The following is a 16,609-nucleotide window of genomic DNA, read 5'->3' as shown; positions in this document are numbered from 1 at the left end:
TTGACCGAACACGGCGAACAGTCCCGCATCGAGGCCGACGAGGCCAGGGTCGCCCTGGCCGGCGCGCGCTGGCGTGCGCGTTCGCGGCGGGTCAAGCTGTATCGCCGCGTCCTGCCGATCGTCATCCTGGTGCTGGCGGGCGGTGCCCTGACCTGGACCGTGTTCCGCACCGTCATGTCGGGGGTGGAGCGCAAGGCCAGCCAGAGCCAGGAGGTCCGCCTGGACGCCCCCCTGTTTCACGGCCAGGATGCGCAGGGCCGCGCTTTCACCGTCGGCGCGCAGGGCGCTGTGCGCGACCCGAACACCGGCAAGTTCAAACTGATCGGCCCGGCGCTGAAGCTGAACCTGGGCGGACGCAAGGTCACCGAACTCACCGCCGACGGCGGCGTCTATGACGAGCAGGCCAAGACGGTGACGATCGGTCCGAACGTGCGCATTTCGGACGGCGGGACGGGCTTTGTCCTGACCACGCCCGAGGCGGTGGTCGACACCTCGACCGGAAACGTCACCGGTTCAAAGGGCGTTCAGGGTTCCGGCCCTATTGGAACCATCAACGCATCGTCCTATGCGATCTACGATCAGGGACAGCGCGTCGTGTTCGACGGCGCAGGCGACAACAAGGTGAAGGGCGTTCTGACGCCCAAGGGATCAGGCGGATGATCGTGACGAAGATTTCGAAGACGCTGGCCGTCGTCGCGGCGGCCGCCGTCGTGGGCATGCCGGCCCTGGTCGATGCACAATCTCGCGCCGGGGCCCAGGCGACAAATCAGCCCGTCGCCTACGGCGCGGACTCGGTCGAATACGCCCCCAATCGCATCATCCTGCGCGGCCGGGCCGAGGCGACGCAGGGCGGCAATCGTTTCCGCGCCGACACCCTGACCCTGGTCAGCGGCGAGGGCGGCGATCTGCAACGCGCCGAGGCCAGCGGCACGGTCTATTTCGTGACGCCCGACCAGTCGATGCGCGGCGACCGCGCCGTCTACAACCTGGGCAACGGCGAGATCGTGGTGACGGGCAACGTCATCCTGACCCAGGGCAAGAACGTCCTGACCGGCTCGCGCCTGGTCTACAACATCAACACCGAGACCGCCCGCATGGACGGCGCGCCGCGCGGCGCCGCCGGAAGCCGCGTGCAGGGCGTCTTCTATCCCAACTCGAACTGAGGCCGTCTGGCCGTCACGGACCTGAGCATTTGGCGCGCAAGGAACTGTCAGCCCTGAACCTGGACGAGCGGCCGCAACGGGCCGCCGTGGCGCCCGCGCCTGCGGAAAAGGGCCTGCGGGTGATGAACCTGGCCCGGTCGTTCGGCCAGCGTCAGGTGGTGCGCGACGTGTCGTTGACGGTGCAGCGCGGCGAGGTCGCGGGTCTGCTGGGTCCCAACGGGGCCGGCAAGACCACCTGCTTCTACATGATCACCGGCCTGATCCCGCCGGATTCAGGCGCGATCTGGTTGGACGGCGAGAACATCACCGGCCAGCCGATGTATCAGCGCAGCCGCATGGGCCTGGGTTATCTGGCGCAGGAAGCCTCGATCTTTCGCGGCATGACGGTCGAGCAGAACGTCAAGGCGGTGGTCGAGCTGAACTATCCGCGCGACCAGATCCGTGCCGAGACCGATCGGCTGCTGAACGAACTGCATATCGACCATCTGCGCCATGCGCGGGCTACGGCCCTGTCGGGCGGCGAGCGCCGGCGGGTGGAGATCGCGCGGGCGCTGGCCGGGCGGCCGTCCTTCATGCTGCTGGACGAACCCTTCGCCGGCATCGACCCCCTGGCCATCGCCGACATCCGCACCGTGATCCGCTATCTGGCCAGCCAGGGCATCGGCGTGCTGATCACCGACCACAATGTGCGCGAGACCCTGGACATCACCGACCGGGTGTCGATCATCTCGAACGGCGCGGTGCTGTTCGAAGGCACGTCCGACGAGGCGATCCACGACGCCGAAGTGCGCCGGGTGTATCTCGGCGAAAACTACATCTAAGTCGCCTCGTCTCCTCCCCATTTGTGGGGAGGGGGACCGCGAAGCGGTGGAGGGGCTTTGAAAGTCTCACCGACGCTAGCGATGCGGTGAAGACCCCCTCCGTCGCGGCGCTTGAAGGAAGCGCCGCGCCACCTCCCCATGAAATGGGGAGGAGACAAAAGGCGCGTTCGTCTCGCGTTAACCGGTTCGGCGACATTCTGTCCCAGCAAGTTCCGGGCCACTCGGCGGCCGGGCGGGAAGATTTCGAACGTGATCGGGCAAAGGTTAGAGGTCAGGCAGGGGCAGGGGCTGGTCATCACGCCCCAGCTGCAGCAGGCGATCAAGCTGCTGCAACTGTCGAACCTCGAGCTCGAGGACTTCGTCGAGGCCGAGCTGGAGCGCAATCCGCTGCTGCAACGCGAGGAGCCGGAGGGCGAGACGCCCGAGCCGGTCGAGCGCGTCGAGGCGACGGCGGACGGTGAAATGTCTTTCGGCGACGGGGTCGGCCATGAGGCCGTGTCCGGCATGGATGCGGGTTCGGACGATGTCTATGGCGACGCCGCGCCGGGCGAGCGCACCAGCGACCGGATGACTGACGAAGCCCAGCCTGGGCTGTCGGACTGGTCCAGCGCCGGCAAGGGTGGCCAGATGTTCGAGGGCGAGGGCGAGCGGCCCGACGCGCACGAGTTGACACTGTGGGAGCATCTTCAGGCCCAGGCGTCGAGCGCGGGCCTGACGCCGGCCGACCACGGCATCGCCCTGACCCTGATCGATGCGACCGACGAGGGCGGCTATCTGCGCGGAGAACTGACCGAATTCGCCGACCGGCTGGGCGTGCCGCTGGAGCGGATCGAGGCGGTGCTGAGCGTTTGTCACGGCTTCGAGCCGACCGGGATCATGGCGCGGTCGGTGCCGGAATGCCTGAAGCTGCAACTGATCGAGCGCAACCGGTTCGATCCGGCGATGGCGGCTCTGCTGGACAATCTGGATCTGTTGGCTAAGCGCGATCTGGCGGGCCTGCGCCGCGTCTGCGAGGTCGATGGCGAAGACTTGACCGACATGATCGCCGAACTGCGGGCGCTGACGCCGCGTCCGGGCGCCGGGTTCGGCGGCGAGCCGGCGCAAACGGTCGTGCCCGATGTGCATGTGCGGCCCGATCCCGCCGGCGGCTGGCGGGTCGAGCTGAACGCCGACACTCTGCCGCGCCTGTTGGTGGACAAGCGCTATCACGGCCTTGTCCAGGCCGGCGCGCGCTCGGACACCGAAAAGACCTTCGTCGCCGACTGCGCCGCCCAGGCCAACTGGCTGGTCAAGTCGCTGGATCAGCGGGCCAAGACCATTCTGAAGGTGTCGTCCGAGATCGTGCGCCAGCAGGACGCATTCCTGGCCTTCGGCGTCGAGTTCCTGAGGCCGCTCAATCTGAAGACCGTCGCCGACGCCATCGGCATGCACGAATCCACGGTCAGCCGCGTCACCTCGAACAAATATATCGCCACGCCGCGGGGCGTGTTCGAGCTGAAATTCTTCTTCACCGCCGCCATCCAGTCGGTGGATGGCGCATCGACCCATTCGGCCGAAGCCGTCCGTCACAAGATCAAATCCATGATCGACAGCGAGGGGCTGGAGGGTGACGTTTTGTCCGACGACCGGATCGTGGAAATCCTGAAGGAAACGGGCATCGACATCGCGCGCCGCACGGTGGCCAAATATCGGGAAGCCTTGAGGATTCCGTCCTCGGTCGAGCGCCGCCGAATGATGAAGACCGGCTGACATCCACAGCCAAGCGTGACCACAAATCGGTGATCTGGATTGACACCAAATCGGGTCGGGCGCGTTCTATCGGCATGCAAGTCCAAGTCAGCGGCAAGCAAGTGGATGTCGGCGAAGCGTTAGGCTCGCGCATCTCCCAGGAACTCGAAGACGGGGTCGGAAAATACTTCGCCCGAGGCGGTGAAGACGCCGAGGTCGTGGTGTCCAAGGACGGCCACAACTTCAAGGTGGACTGTTGGGTCCGCCTCGCGTCGGGCCAGACCCTGGTGACGACCGGCATGGGCGGCGACGCCCACTCGGCCTTCACCGAGGCGCTGGATCGGCTCGAAAAGCGGGTTCGTCGCTATAAGCGCCGGCTCAAGGACCACCACATCGGGCCCAAGGGTCTGTCGCCCGAGAAGACTGAAAACGCCGCCCGCGAAGTCGCACGCAGCATCGTGCTGCGTGATCCCGACAGCGTGGAAGACGATGTCTTCGGCGACGCGAGCGAGAACGACGGTCCGCCGCCGGTGGGCATGGTCATCGCCGAGACCGAGCACGAAATCCGCACCATCACGGTCGGACGGGCTGTGCTGGAGCTGGACATGACGGGCTATCCGGTCGTGCTGTTCCGCAACGCGGCCCACGGCGGTCTGGCGGTCGTCTATCGGCGTCCGGACGGCAATGTGGGATGGATCGATCCCGAACGGACCGCCAAGTCCAACGGTTCGGTGAACTAAGCCTCAGTTTGACTTCGGCGCGGTTGTCTCTAAACGGGCGGCCGCGCCGTTGTCTGCTGCGTGTATCGAGGTTGTGTAATGGACATCGGTGATCTGCTCGCGCCCAAGGGCGTGGTGCTGCGCAGCGGCGCGTCGTCCAAGCGACAGGCGCTCCACGCGCTGGCCGAGGCGGCGTCGCATGCGCTGGGCCTGGACGAAGCCCGGATCTTCGATGCCTTGATGGAACGCGAGACGCTGGGATCGACCGGGCTGGGGTCCGGTGTCGCGGTGCCGCACGCGCGTCTCACCGAGGTCGAGAAGGTGACGGCGGTGTTCGTGCGGCTGGATACGCCTGTGGCCTATGATGCGGTGGACGACAGGCCGGTCGATCTGATCGTCGGCCTTTTCGCGCCGCCCAAGGCGGGCGCCGAGCATCTGAGGGCATTGGCGGCGGTGTCGCGCGCGCTGCGGTCGCCCGAACTGCGGGAGCAACTGAGACAGGCGCGCACGATCGATGCGATCCGCGCCCTGTTCGTCAAGGACGCCGCAGCCGCGACGGCGGCTTGATTGCTTGGTGAAAGGCGGCGCCTGCGCGCCGCCATCCCTCAGATCAGTGAACGGAAACCGGCTCCAGCTCGTGCGCCACGGCGGCGGCGAAGGCGGTGTCGCGGTCGATCATGACCGCCAGACGCTCACCGTCGGCGCTGTGGACGGCATAAAGCATCTGGCCGGGGTTCAGATCCACGTCCTTGATCTCGACCGCTTCTTCAAGCAGGTCCGAAGCCTTGATCTCGCGCACATACACGAGGTCGGGGGCGCCCAGTCCGGCAAAGTCTTCCTTGGTCATCGTCATCGGCGTCATTAGGACCGCCTCCTTCATATTTGACAACGCCCGGATCGCCGGGCGGTTCGAATGGCTGTGGTTTTCACCCGGTCGTGATGGGCCCGGACGTAATGGGAATGCGCCGCACCTGGCGCTCGGCCTCGGGCCGGATCAGGTCGACGTGGAGCAGGCCATGCTCCAGCCGGGCGCCCTCGACCTCCAGCCCGTCGGCCAGGACGAAGTTGCGCACGAAGCCGCGCGCCGCGATGCCGCGATGCAGAAAGGCCTGTTCACCCCTGCCGGCATCATCGCGCTTGCCGGCGATGGTCAGCTGGCGGCCGTCCAGGGTGATGGCCAGTTCTTCGGGCGCGAACCCGGCGACGGCCAGGCTGATGCGGACGCCCGCATCGCCGATCTGTTCGACATTGTAGGGCGGATAGCTTTCGGCCGCGGCCTTGGCGGCGCGGTCGATCAGGGCGCGGGTGTGGTCGAAGCCCAGCAGAAAGGGGCTGTCGAACAGAAGGGTGCGCGTCGTCGTCATCTGGGGTCCTTGCGTCAGCGACCGAGCGGTCGGTCTCCCGCAATCGGCAAGACCGTCCGTCACAGATGAAGATGGGGGCTGGCGAGGGCGGGATCAACCGTTTGGGGCCGGCGGTCCCCAATCTCGTCATCCTCGGGCTCGACCCGAGGCTCAGGCGTTGCGCCGCTCATGCAGAAGAAGGTCGCACGGCCGAGGCCAACTTCTAATGCGAAGCGGCGGATGATCCGGTCCTCGGGTCGAGCCCGAGGATGACGGACGGGGCGAACGCGCCCCTAGTGGATGGCCTCGCCGTGCTGGGTATAGTCCAGCCCCTCGACCTCTTCATCCTTGGTGACGCGCAGGCCCGTGGTGAACTTGCAGATCATCAGGACGACGAAGGTGCCGACGGCGCTCCAGGCGATGACGCCGACCAGGCCGACGGCCTGTTTCCACACGGTCGCCCCCTCCGACAAGGCGTTGACGGTCGTGGTGGCGAAGACGCCGGTCAGCAGGGCGCCGACGATGCCGCCGACGCCGTGCACGCCAAACGCGTCCAGACTGTCGTCGTATTTCAGCGCGTGCTTCAGCCAGACCGCGCCCGCATAGCAGGCGGGACCGCCGATCAGGCCGATGAAGAAGGCGCCCTTGGGATCGACGAAACCGGCGGCGGGGGTGATGGCGACCAGACCGCCGACGACGCCCGACAACAGGCCCAGCAGGGTCGGACGCTTGCGATCGAACCATTCGATGGTCATCCAGCCCAGGGCGGCGCTGCCGGCGGCCAGTATGGTGTTGAAGGCGGCGGTCGCGGCCAGCGCATCCGCCGCGCCCGCCGATCCGGCGTTGAAGCCCAGCCAGCCGACCAGCAGCAGGCCCGTGCCGATGGCGCTATAGACCAGATTGGCGGGGGCCATGTTGTCGCGCCCGAAGCCGTGACGCGGCCCCAACACCAGGGCGCAGACCAGGCCGGCGATCCCGGCGTTGACGTGGACGACCGCACCGCCGGCGAAGTCGAGCACGCCCAATCCGCCCAGCCAGCCGCCGCCCCAGACCTGATGACAGATCGGCGCATAGACGATCAGGTGCCACAGGCCAAAGAACAGCAGGCTGGCCGAGAACTTCATCCGCTCGGCGAAGGCGCCGGCGATCAGGGCCGGGGTGATGATGGCGAAGGTCATCTGGAAGGCGACGAACAACAGTTCGGGCAAACCGGGCAGCAGGCTGTGGGCCGTCCGGGCGGTGACGCCGTTCAGGAAGGCCGCCTGCACCCCGCCGATAAAGCCGTTGATCGCCTCCGGTCCCTTGCCGAACGACAGGCTGTAGCCGACCAGGAACCACAGGACCGAGACGATGGCGAAGGCGGCCGCCGACTGGGCGACGACGCTTATGATGTTCTTCTTCCTGACCATGCCGCCGTAGAACAGGGCCAGACCCGGCAGGGTCATCAGCAGGACCAGGGCCGTCGAGGTCAGGATCCAGGCCGTCGCCGCCGTATCGATGACCAGCGGCGCCTGATGCGCCAGCAGGGCCGGGTCCGCCAGGGTTGGGGCCGCCAAGGCCGGCGAGGCGAAGGCCACCGCCCCGGCGACGAGCGTGACGGCGAGGGCGGCGGATCGGGTCATGGCGGCTTTCTACGGCAGGCTGTTCGGTGTCAGGCGGAGGTTTTCAGGCGTTCCGTGCGGGCGACGATGTCGGTCAGGGGCACGATGCGGACGAAGCGGTGCAGGCTGTTGTCCCAATCCGCCAGCAGACGCCGCGCCAGGGGCGAGGCGGTCGCCGCCAGATGGGCCTCGATCAGGCCCTTCAGTCGATCGGCCGCCTGTGCGTCAATGTCGGTCACGCCCGCCAGGTCGCCGTTCAAGGCGCGCTCGGCATGGCCCGGCTGGTCCAGCACGAACAGCTCGCCGCCGCTCATGCCCGCCGCCAAGTTCCAGCCGACCGACCCCAGGACGACCACGAGCCCGCCGGTCATATATTCGCAGCCGTGCGCGCCCAGCCCCTCGACCACGGCCTCGGCGCCGGAGTTCCTGACCGCGAACCGTTCGCCCGCCGCGCCGGCGACGAACAGACGGCCCGAGGTCGCGCCATACAGGGTGGTGTTGCCGCAAATCAGCTGATCCTCGCGCCATTCGGGCGTGCGGATCGAGATTTCGGCGCCCGAGAGCCCCTTGCCGACATAGTCGTTGGCCTCGCCCGTCAGGTGCAGTTCCAGACCCTTGGCCGCAAAGGCGCCGAAGCTCTGGCCCGCAATGCCTTCCAGTCGCAGCTTCAGCCGGCCGGCGGGCCCTTGCGCGCCGAAGCGGCGCACGATGGCCGAGGACAGGGCCGCGCCGACCGTGCGCTGGGTGTTGTTCAGCGGATAGGACAGCTCCAGCGTCTGACCGCGATCCAGGAAACGCACAGCGTCTTTCAGCACGGCGGCGTCCAGACTGTCGGCGATGGGCTTGCGCGTCGTCTTGTCGGCCCATTTGCCGGCCGCGCCCTCGTCCACCTGAACCAGCAGCGGGTTCAGGTCCAGGTCGTCCAGGTGCGATCCGCCGCGGCGCACCTGACGCAGCAGGTCGGTGCGGCCGATGATCTCGTCCATCGTGCGCGCGCCAATCGAGGCCAGGATCTCGCGCGTCTCCTCGGCGATGAAGGTGAACAGGTTCACCACCTTGTCAGGCGTGCCGGTGAACTTGTCGCGCAGCCGCTCGTCCTGGGAGCAGACGCCGACCGGGCAGGTGTTGGAATGGCACTGCCGCACCATCAGACAGCCCATGGCGATCAGGGCGGCGGTGCCGACGCCATATTCCTCGGCGCCCAGCATGGCGGCGATGACTACGTCGCGGCCGGTGCGGACGCCCCCATCGGTCCTCAGCGTGACCGAGCCGCGCAGATTGTTCAGCGTCAGCACCTGGTGGGCCTCGGCGAGACCGATCTCCCACGGCAGGCCGGCGTGCTTGATCGACGTCTGGGGCGAGGCGCCGGTGCCGCCGTTGTGGCCGGCGATCAGGATGGCGTCGGCGTTGGCCTTGGCCACGCCCGAGGCGATGGCGCCGATGCCCGAGGCGGACACCAGCTTCACCGTCACCCGCGCGTCGGGGTTGATGGCCTTCAGGTCGTAGATGAGCTGGGCCAGATCCTCGATCGAATAGATGTCGTGGTGCGGGGGCGGCGAGATCAGGGTCGTGCCGGGCACGGCGTGGCGCATCCGGGCGATGAATTCGGTGACCTTGAAGCCGGGCAGTTGCCCGCCCTCGCCGGGCTTGGCGCCTTGGGCCACCTTGATTTCGATCTCGCGGCACTGGTTCAGATATTCGGCGGTGACGCCGAACCGGCCCGAGGCCACCTGCTTCACCGCCGAGTTGGCGTCGTCGCCGTTCGGACGCGGGTGATAGCGTTCGGGATCCTCGCCGCCCTCGCCCGAGACCGAGCGGGCGCCGATGCGGTTCATGGCGATGTTCAACGTCTCGTGCGCCTCGGGGCCCAGGGCGCCCAGGGACATGGCCTGGGTCAGGAAGCGACGGCGGATGTCCGACACGCTCTCGACCTGGTCCAGCGGAATGGGCGTGCCTTCGCGGAAGTCCAGCAGGTCGCGCAGCGAAAGGTCGGCCTGGGCGCGGACGACTTCGGAGAACTGCTTGAAGCGGCGATAGTCGCCGCGGTTGCAGGCGTCCTGCAGCAGATGGATGGTCCTGGCCTCGTGGGCGTGGGCCTCGCCGCCCGAACGGATCTTGAAGAAGCCGCCGATGGCCGGGGAGGGGACAGCGTCGCCCCAGGCCGTGCGGTGCCGCTTCATCGCCGCCTGCTCCAGACCGGCAAGGCCGATGCCGGAGATGCGCGACGGGGCGCCGGGGAAGAACTCGGCGGTCAAGGCGCGCGACAGGCCCAGCACCTCGAACTCGCAGCCGCCGCGATAGGCGGAGATGACGCTGATCCCCTTGCGGGCCAGGGTCTTCAGCAGGCCCGCCTCGATGCCGGCCTTGTAGTTCAGGCAGGCGTCGCGCAGCGTCAGGCCGGGATACAGGCCCCGATCCAGACGCTCCTGAAACAGATCCTGGGCCAGCCAGGCGTTGACGGTGGTGGCGCCGACCCCGACCAGAACGGCGAACCCGTGCGGATCCAGCGTCTCGGCGGTGCGAACCACGATGGAGCAGTAGGAGCGCAGGCCCGCCTTGGTCAGGCGGCCGTGCACCCCGGCGGTCGCGAGGATCATCGGTGCGGCCAGGCGATCCGCCGACCCGGCCTGGTCGGTCAGCACGATCAGGGCGGCGCCGTCGCGGGCGGCGGCCTCGGCCTCGTCCATGATGCGGTCCAGCGCGGCGCGCAGGGCCACGCCAGGCCTGTAAGCTTCCTTGGCGTCGTCGGACGGCAGGGCGTAGCTGCAGTCGATGACCACGGTCGAACCGGCGCCGACCGTGTCGATCATCCGCTCGTACATGCCATTGGTCAGGACGGGGCTGTCCAGCACAAACACGTCGGTCTGGGCCTCTTCCTCAGCCAGGATGTTGCCCAGGTTCTTGAACCGGGTCTTCAGGCTCATGGCCCCCGCTTCGCGCAGAGGGTCGATGGGCGGGTTCGTGACCTGGGAGAAGTTCTGGCGGAAATAGTGGCTCAGCGGGCGCGGCAGAGCCGACAGGACGGCGGGCGGGGCGTCGTCGCCCATGGAGCCCACAGCCTCCTTGCCATCACGCACCAGGGCGTCGAGCAACAGGTCGAGGTCCTCGCGGCTGTAGCCGGCGGCGATCTGGCGGCGGGTCAGGGCCTCGCCCGAGGCCGAGCGCGGCTCTGGTCCGGGGCCGATGATCGGCTCCAGATCGACCATATTGTCCAGCCACTTGGTATAGGGGTGGGCGGCGGACAAGGCGTCGATGGCCTCATGCTCGTCATAGACGCGGCCATGCTTCAGATCGACGGCGATCAGCTTGCCCGGGCCGATGTGCAGGCGGCGCTTCACCCGGCTCTCGGGGATCGGCACCAGCCCGGCTTCGGAACCCGCCATCAGCAGGCCATCGACCGTCTCGACGGCGCGCAGCGGACGCAGGCCGTTGCGGTCCTTGCCCGCCACGATCCAGCGGCCGTCGGCGGCGCAGATGGCGGCCGGGCCGTCCCACGGCTCCATCACCGCGTTGCAATAGGCGTAGAAGGCCCGGTGTTCGGCGGGCATGACCACGTCGTCCTTGGCCCAGGCCTCGGGGATCAGCAGGGCCTTGGCCATCGGCGCGGGGCGACCGGCGTGGACCAGCACCTCCATGACATTGTCCAGGGCCGCCGAGTCCGATCCGCCCGGCTGAACCACCGGCTTGACCTCGCCGTCGCGGTCGCCGAAGGCGCCGGCCGCCATGCGGATTTCGTGCGACTTCATCCAGTTGAGGTTGCCCTTCAGCGTGTTGATCTCGCCGTTGTGGGCCATCATGCGGAAAGGCTGGGCCAGCTTCCATTCGGGGAAGGTGTTGGTTGAATAGCGCTGGTGGAAGACCGCGTAGGCCGAGACGAAGCGCGGGTCCTCCAGATCGGGATACAGGTCGCCCAGCAGTTCGGCCCGCACCATGCCCTTGTAGGCGATGGAGCGTGCGGACAGGGTGCAGATATAAACGCCGGCCAGGTTCTCGGTCTTGACCGTCTTTTCGATGCGGCGGCGGCACAGATACAGTTCGCGCTCCAGCGCCTCGCCGTCCAGCGGCTGTCCAGCGTCGTCCAGCGGCGGGGCCAGCATGATCTGTTCGATCTCGGGCCGGGTAGCGCCGGCCTTGGTCCCGACGACCGACAGGTCGATGGGCGTCTGGCGCCAGCCATAGATCCAGAAGCCGGCGCGCAGGGCTTCGGTCTCGACGATGGCGCGGGCGCGGTCCTGGGCGCCCAAGTCGGTGCGCGGCAGGAAGACCTGACCCACGCAGATGGGGCCGGGACGCAGGGACTGGCCGATGGAGGCTACCTGTTCGGCGAAGAACCCTTGCGGCAGTTCGGCCATGATGCCCGCGCCGTCGCCCGACAGGCCGTCGGGGTCGACTGCGCCGCGGTGGGCCACGGCCTTCAGGCTGCGGATCGCATATTCGACCACGTCGCGGCGCGGCGTGCCGTCGATGGAGCAGACCAGGCCCACGCCGCAGGCGTCGCGCTCCGAGCTGCGGTCATAAGCGTTTGCGGCTTCCAGACGGTCGCGGGTTTGTTCGTACGTGTTCAGCCAGGTCATGCCGCGACCTCCTCGGTGCGGGTCTTGAAGTAACGGTCGATCTCGGCGGCGGCGTCCTGTCCTTCGCGGACGGCCCAGACGACCAGGGAGGCGCCGCGCACCGCGTCGCCGGCGGCGAAGACGCCGGGCAGGCTGGTGGCGAAGCTGACGGAGCCGACCTTGATCGTGCCGTCGTCGCGCAGGCGTAAGTTCGGCTCATGCGCCGCGAACGGCTCGGGCGAGAAGCCCAGGGCCTCGATGACGATGTCGGCGGGAATGTCGAAGTCGGCGCCGGGGACGGGCACGATGTCGCGACGCTGGCCGGGCAGGCCTTCCGTCAGCTGCATGCGGGCGGCGCGCACGCCCGTGACCTGGTCGCCTTGCGACAGCAGGGCCTTGGGCGCGGCCAGCCATTCGAAGACGACGCCCTCTTCCTCGGCGTTGACGACTTCGCGGGCCGAGCCCGGCATGTTCTCGCGGTCGCGGCGATACAGGCAGGTGACGCTGGCCGCGCCTTGACGGACGGCGGTGCGGACGCAATCCATCGCCGTGTCGCCGCCGCCGATGACGACGACCCGCTTGCCGCGCGCCTCGTGCCAGCCGTCCTGTTCGGCGTCGCCCAGGTCGCGCCGGTTCTGGTGGGTCAGATAGGACAGGGCGGCGACGGTCGAGTCCGGCCCGCGACCGGGCGCGGACAGGATGCGCGGCTGATAGACGCCCATGGCCAGCAGGACGACGTCGTGGCGGTCGCGCAGCTCGGTCAGGGTTACGTCCTTGCCGACCTCGCAGCCCAGAACGAACCGGACGCCGCCGTCGATCAACCGGTCCACGCGCCGCTGCACGACGTGCTTTTCCAGCTTGAAGCCGGGGATGCCGTAGATCAGCAGGCCGCCGGCGCGGTCGTGGCGGTCATAAATCGTGACCTGGTAGCCCTCGCAGCGCAGCCGGTCGGCGGCGGCCAGACCGGCCGGGCCGGCGCCGACGATGCCGACCGTTTCGCCGCGTTCGGCCGCCGGGCGGATCGGCTCGACCCAGCCGTTGGCGAAGGCCTGGTCGCCCAGCCAGGCCTCGACCGAGCCGATGGTCACGGCGTCCCAGCCGGACTGGTTCAAGGTGCACGACCCTTCGCACAGTCGGTCCTGCGGGCAGATGCGGCCGCAGATTTCGGGCATGGTCGAGGTCAGGGACGCCACGCGCCAGGCCTCGCGCGGCTCGTTCTCGGCCGACAGGCGCAGCCAGTCCGGAATGTTGTTCTGAAGCGGGCAGGCGTTCTGGCAGAAGGGCACGCCGCAGTCGGTGCAGCGCGACGCCTGTTTCTCGGCCGTCTCTGTGGAGGGCGGAATCGTAATCTCGCCGAAACCGCGTGCGCGCAGTTCGGCCGAGGCCTTGGACAGGCGGCGAGGTTCGACGACGAATGTCCCGCCTTGCTTCAGGGTCTTATGCATATCTCGCATATGCCGCAAACGGTGCGTTAGAGGCAAATATTATTGCCGCGAGGCGTTCTCAGTGGAACAAAAAGAATAAATCATCCAATAGGGCGCGGTTTGTCGTCAAAAGTTGCTGATGCAGGCCGTTTGCGCCGCAACAGGATTTTGTTCCAGGGGTGCGACAATAGGAACCGGCGCAGTCTCGAGGCGTTTTCCACGCTGATTTCAGCCGACCACAGAGAGTGCGCCCATGCCCCGATGGACAACCCCGACCGGCCTTGGGGGATGGCTGACGTTACTGCTTGGGGTCCTGCTGGCCGTGATCGGTCTGGTGCTGACGGTCGGCGGCGTTCAGCTCGCGATGCTGGGGGGCTCCTGGTATTATCTGATTGCAGGCCTGACGCTGATCGTGTCGGGCCTTCTGCTTGTCTGCCGCGACGTGCGCGGGGCCTGGCTCTATGGCGCGGTCTTCGTCGCCACGGTGATCTGGGCGCTGTGGGAGAAGGGCCTGAACGGCTGGGCCATGATCCCCCGCCTGGTCGGGCCGCTGGTGCTGATGTTCCTGGTGCTGGCGACGCTGCCGGTGTTGCGGTCGCGCGGCGGCGGCAAGACGGCGGGCATCGGCGCGCTTGGCCTGGCGGTCCTGACGGTCGTGTTCGGCCTGGTGGTCGGTCAGATCAACGCGCCCGGCGTCGACAGCCCGGTGCCCGGCGATCGGAGTGTGGCCGGCGATCCTGCCCTGATCAAGGCGGGCGTCGATTGGCCCGCCTATGGCGGCTCGGACGCGGCCCAGCGGTACTCGCCCCTCGCCCAGATCAACAAGGACAATGTGGGTCAGCTTGAGCGGGCCTGGACTTTCCGCACCGGCGACCTGCCGGGCGAACGGTTCGGCGCCGAGACCACGCCGCTGAAGATCGCCGACACCGTCTATCTCTGCTCGGGTCGCAACAAGATGTTCGCCCTGGACGCTGACACCGGCCGGCAGAAGTGGGCCTATGATCCCAAGGTGGCGGACGACCAGATCCCCTATACGGCCGCTTGCCGGGGCGTGACCTATTACGCCGCGCCCAATGTCGATCACGCCCAGCCCTGCGCGAACCGCATCATCGAGGGCACGCTGGACGGCCGGATTATCGCGGTCGATGCGCGCACCGGCGTGCCTTGCCCCGCCTTCGGAACCAACGGCGCCGTCAGCATCAAGGAGGGGATGGGCGATCCCTATCCCGGCATGGTGTCGATCACCTCGCCGCCCGTCGTCGTGCGCGGCGTCATCGTCACGGGCCATCAGGTGCTGGACGGCCAGAAACGCTGGAACGCGTCGGGCGTGATCCAGGGCTATGACGTCGTCACGGGCCAACTGCGCTTCGCCTGGGACATGATGCGTCCCGACATCACCACCGCGCCGCCGGCCGGTCAGACCTATACGCCGGGCACGCCGAACATGTGGACGACGGCGACGGGCGACGAAGCCCTGGGCCTGGTCTATCTGCCGATGGGCAATTCGGCCGCCGACTACTATTCGTCGCTGCGCCGGCCCCAGGAGAACCAGTATTCCAGCGCCCTGGTCGCGCTGGATGTCACGACGGGCAAGCCGCGCTGGAGCTATCAGACCGTCCGCCGCGACGTCTGGGACTATGACCTGGGGTCGCAAGTCACCCTGCTCGACCTGCCTTCGGCCGGGGGCATGACACCGGCGGTGATCCTGCCGTCCAAGCGCGGCGAAATCTTCGTGCTGGATCGCCGCACGGGCCAGCCTCTGCACGGTGTTCAGGATCGTCCCGCCCCGCGCGGCGGCGTCGAACCGGCCCAACGCGCGGCGACCCAGCCCTATTCGCTGTTCAACACCCTGGCCAAGCCCGATCTGCGCGAAGCCGACATGTGGGGCATGTCGCCGATCGACCAGATGATCTGCCGCATCCAGTTCAAGAAGGCGTCGTATCAGGGCCAGTTCACGCCCCCGACCGCCGATCGTCGCTTCATCGAATATCCGGGCTACAACGGCGGTTCGGACTGGGGTAGCGTGGCGCTGGATCCGCGTCGCGGCGTGATCATCGCCAACTATAACGACATGCCCAACTACAACCGTCTGGTGCCACGCGCCGAGGCGAACAAGTTGGGCTGGTTCCCGCGCGACGACCCTCGCTACCAGGAAGAGAAGACCGGAGAGGGCGCCAAGGCCGAGGGCGCGGGCGATCCGCAGATGGGCGTGCCCTATGCGATCGACGTCAACGCCGGCTGGCGGATGCCCTTCACCGGCCTGCTGTGCAAGGAGCCTCCGTACGGCGGCATCCGGGCCATCGATGTCCAGAGCGGCAAGACCCTGTGGGATCGTCCGTTCGGCACGGCGCGCAAGAACGGGCCGTTCGGCATCCCCTCGATGCTGCCGCTGGAGATCGGTACGCCGAACAACGGCGGGTCGGTGGTCACGGCCGGTGGCCTGATCTTCATCGCCGCAGCGACCGACGACCTGATCCGCGCCATCGATATCGACACGGGCAAGACTGTCTGGTCCGATGTCCTGCCCGCCGGCGGTCAGGCGAACCCGATGATCTACGAGCAGAACGGCCGCCAGTATCTGGTAATCGTCGCCGCCGGCCATCACTTCATGGAAACCCCGGAGGGCGATTACGTGATCGCTTATGCTTTGCCCAAGGGCAAAGCATAAGCTCTCTCGCTGGGCCTATCGCGCTTCGCGCTGATTGAGGCCGAATTGAACGTCAGAGGGGCGCGGATGGCTTGCATCGTCCGCGCCAATCGCTCGTCGTCGACGCGTCCAAGAGGGGTCGCAACGGCGACGTCGATTGTCGCGATTTTGGCGGCACGGATGACGGACGGCGCGGGCAATCCGGCGTCGGCGTAGGTCTCCGCCAATGACACATCGTCCACCCAGGGCCGGTTGTCGGCGCTGGTGATCATTACGACCCACAACAGCCTGCCACCATCGCCCAGCGGGCCATCGGACACGACCAGGGCCGGGCGATGCTGTCGGGTGCTGCGATCGGTGTAAGCGAAGGGGACGCGGACGACGTCGCCGCGACTAAAGTCCGGCATAGGCCTTGCGGTCCGCGTCGCTGTCCCATTCGTCGAACGCTGCGAAGGGGTCTTCGACCGGCGCCCTGCGGGCCTTGCGCAGGATCACTCGGTCGCCGTCCAGATCATATTGCAACTCGTCGCCGTCCTGCAGGCTCAGCGCGGCGCGCACCGCCTGAGGGATGGTCGTCTGGGCCTTGGATGTCAGGCGGCTCTTGATCATG

The 16,609-nt window shown here is 67.7% G+C and carries 14 protein-coding genes; 7 read left to right on the top strand and 7 right to left on the bottom strand.

Going from position 1 to position 16,609, the window contains the following annotated elements; all coding sequences use genetic code 11:
- The 6 genes from lptC to O2K97_RS14890 all read left to right on the top strand — a co-directional run bounded on the left by lptC (window position 1) and on the right by O2K97_RS14890 (window position 4,998).
- Window positions 1-660, top strand: a complete 660-nt coding sequence (gene lptC, locus O2K97_RS14915) for an LPS export ABC transporter periplasmic protein LptC (RefSeq protein WP_269219879.1) — start codon at window positions 1-3, stop codon at window positions 658-660.
- A complete protein-coding gene (locus O2K97_RS14910; RefSeq protein WP_269219878.1) occupies window positions 657-1,163 on the top strand; it encodes an LptA/OstA family protein in 507 nt (168 codons plus the stop codon). Before lptC ends, O2K97_RS14910 begins: the two co-directional genes overlap by 4 nt.
- Window positions 1,164-1,192: 29 nt before the next feature.
- Complete coding sequence (gene lptB / locus O2K97_RS14905) at window positions 1,193-1,984, top strand: LPS export ABC transporter ATP-binding protein (RefSeq protein ID WP_269219877.1); 792 nt, start codon at window positions 1,193-1,195, stop codon at window positions 1,982-1,984.
- A gap of 249 nt (window positions 1,985-2,233) precedes the next feature.
- A complete protein-coding gene (gene rpoN / locus O2K97_RS14900; protein WP_269219876.1) occupies window positions 2,234-3,733 on the top strand; it encodes an RNA polymerase factor sigma-54 in 1,500 nt (499 codons plus the stop codon).
- Window positions 3,734-3,807: 74 nt separating this feature from the next.
- Complete coding sequence (gene hpf, locus O2K97_RS14895) at window positions 3,808-4,452, top strand: ribosome hibernation-promoting factor, HPF/YfiA family (protein ID WP_112861301.1); 645 nt, start codon at window positions 3,808-3,810, stop codon at window positions 4,450-4,452.
- 78 nt (window positions 4,453-4,530) lie between these two features.
- Window positions 4,531-4,998: a PTS sugar transporter subunit IIA gene (locus O2K97_RS14890; RefSeq protein WP_269219875.1), complete on the top strand. Its 468-nt coding sequence runs from the start codon at window positions 4,531-4,533 to the stop codon at window positions 4,996-4,998.
- A 43-nt stretch (window positions 4,999-5,041) separates the two neighbouring features.
- Here O2K97_RS14890 and O2K97_RS14885 read toward each other — a convergent pair whose 3' ends face one another.
- The 5 genes from O2K97_RS14885 to O2K97_RS14865 form a co-directional block, all read right to left on the bottom strand.
- Window positions 5,042-5,293: a DUF1150 family protein gene (locus O2K97_RS14885; RefSeq protein WP_017506777.1), complete on the bottom strand. Its 252-nt coding sequence runs from the start codon at window positions 5,291-5,293 to the stop codon at window positions 5,042-5,044.
- Between the two features lie 64 nt (window positions 5,294-5,357).
- A complete protein-coding gene (locus O2K97_RS14880) occupies window positions 5,358-5,795 on the bottom strand; it encodes an Hsp20 family protein (RefSeq protein ID WP_269219874.1) in 438 nt (145 codons plus the stop codon).
- A gap of 272 nt (window positions 5,796-6,067) precedes the next feature.
- Window positions 6,068-7,396: an ammonium transporter gene (locus tag O2K97_RS14875; protein ID WP_269219873.1), complete on the bottom strand. Its 1,329-nt coding sequence runs from the start codon at window positions 7,394-7,396 to the stop codon at window positions 6,068-6,070.
- A 29-nt stretch (window positions 7,397-7,425) separates the two neighbouring features.
- Window positions 7,426-11,949 carry a glutamate synthase large subunit gene (gene gltB / locus O2K97_RS14870; RefSeq protein WP_269219872.1) on the bottom strand — a complete coding sequence of 1,508 codons (4,524 nt, stop codon included), beginning with the start codon at window positions 11,947-11,949 and terminating at the stop codon, window positions 7,426-7,428.
- Complete coding sequence (locus O2K97_RS14865; RefSeq protein WP_269219871.1) at window positions 11,946-13,373, bottom strand: NAD(P)-dependent oxidoreductase; 1,428 nt, start codon at window positions 13,371-13,373, stop codon at window positions 11,946-11,948. The genes gltB and O2K97_RS14865 overlap by 4 nt, the downstream gene beginning before the upstream one ends.
- Before the next feature lie 232 nt (window positions 13,374-13,605).
- Between O2K97_RS14865 and O2K97_RS14860 the strand changes: the two genes are divergently transcribed.
- Window positions 13,606-16,020 (top strand): membrane-bound PQQ-dependent dehydrogenase, glucose/quinate/shikimate family, encoded by a 2,415-nt coding sequence (locus O2K97_RS14860; RefSeq protein ID WP_269219870.1) that lies wholly within the window; start codon window positions 13,606-13,608, stop codon window positions 16,018-16,020.
- On the opposite strand, the gene O2K97_RS14855 is transcribed toward O2K97_RS14860, so the two are convergent.
- Window positions 15,993-16,406, bottom strand: a complete 414-nt coding sequence (locus O2K97_RS14855; protein ID WP_269219869.1) for a type II toxin-antitoxin system PemK/MazF family toxin — start codon at window positions 16,404-16,406, stop codon at window positions 15,993-15,995. The two genes, O2K97_RS14860 and O2K97_RS14855, sit on opposite strands and share 28 nt — an antisense overlap.
- A complete protein-coding gene (locus O2K97_RS14850) occupies window positions 16,393-16,608 on the bottom strand; it encodes an AbrB/MazE/SpoVT family DNA-binding domain-containing protein (RefSeq protein WP_269219868.1) in 216 nt (71 codons plus the stop codon). The genes O2K97_RS14855 and O2K97_RS14850 overlap by 14 nt, the downstream gene beginning before the upstream one ends.
- Window position 16,609: the final 1 nt, after the last annotated feature.

This window comes from Brevundimonas vesicularis (genome assembly GCF_027105095.1).
Lineage (GTDB): Bacteria > Pseudomonadota > Alphaproteobacteria > Caulobacterales > Caulobacteraceae > Brevundimonas > Brevundimonas vesicularis_E.
The sequence above is the reverse complement of the archived record's forward strand: the minus strand, read 5'-3'. Positions and strand labels throughout refer to the sequence as shown.

Bases quoted from the DNA above. Each gene is read 5' to 3' on its own strand.
- O2K97_RS14860 (WP_269219870.1), top strand. From the start codon at position 13,606: ATGCCCCGATGGACAACCCCGACCGGCCTTGGGGGATGGCTGACGTTA.
- O2K97_RS14910 (WP_269219878.1), top strand. From the start codon at position 657: ATGATCGTGACGAAGATTTCGAAGACGCTGGCCGTCGTCGCGGCGGCC.
- O2K97_RS14875 (WP_269219873.1), bottom strand. From the start codon at position 7,396: ATGACCCGATCCGCCGCCCTCGCCGTCACGCTCGTCGCCGGGGCGGTG.
- O2K97_RS14850 (WP_269219868.1), bottom strand. From the start codon at position 16,608: ATGATCAAGAGCCGCCTGACATCCAAGGCCCAGACGACCATCCCTCAG.
- O2K97_RS14880 (WP_269219874.1), bottom strand. From the start codon at position 5,795: ATGACGACGACGCGCACCCTTCTGTTCGACAGCCCCTTTCTGCTGGGC.
- gltB (WP_269219872.1), bottom strand. From the start codon at position 11,949: ATGACCTGGCTGAACACGTACGAACAAACCCGCGACCGTCTGGAAGCC.
- O2K97_RS14855 (WP_269219869.1), bottom strand. From the start codon at position 16,406: ATGCCGGACTTTAGTCGCGGCGACGTCGTCCGCGTCCCCTTCGCTTAC.
- hpf (WP_112861301.1), top strand. From the start codon at position 3,808: ATGCAAGTCCAAGTCAGCGGCAAGCAAGTGGATGTCGGCGAAGCGTTA.
- O2K97_RS14865 (WP_269219871.1), bottom strand. From the start codon at position 13,373: ATGCATAAGACCCTGAAGCAAGGCGGGACATTCGTCGTCGAACCTCGC.
- O2K97_RS14885 (WP_017506777.1), bottom strand. From the start codon at position 5,293: ATGACGCCGATGACGATGACCAAGGAAGACTTTGCCGGACTGGGCGCC.
- O2K97_RS14890 (WP_269219875.1), top strand. From the start codon at position 4,531: ATGGACATCGGTGATCTGCTCGCGCCCAAGGGCGTGGTGCTGCGCAGC.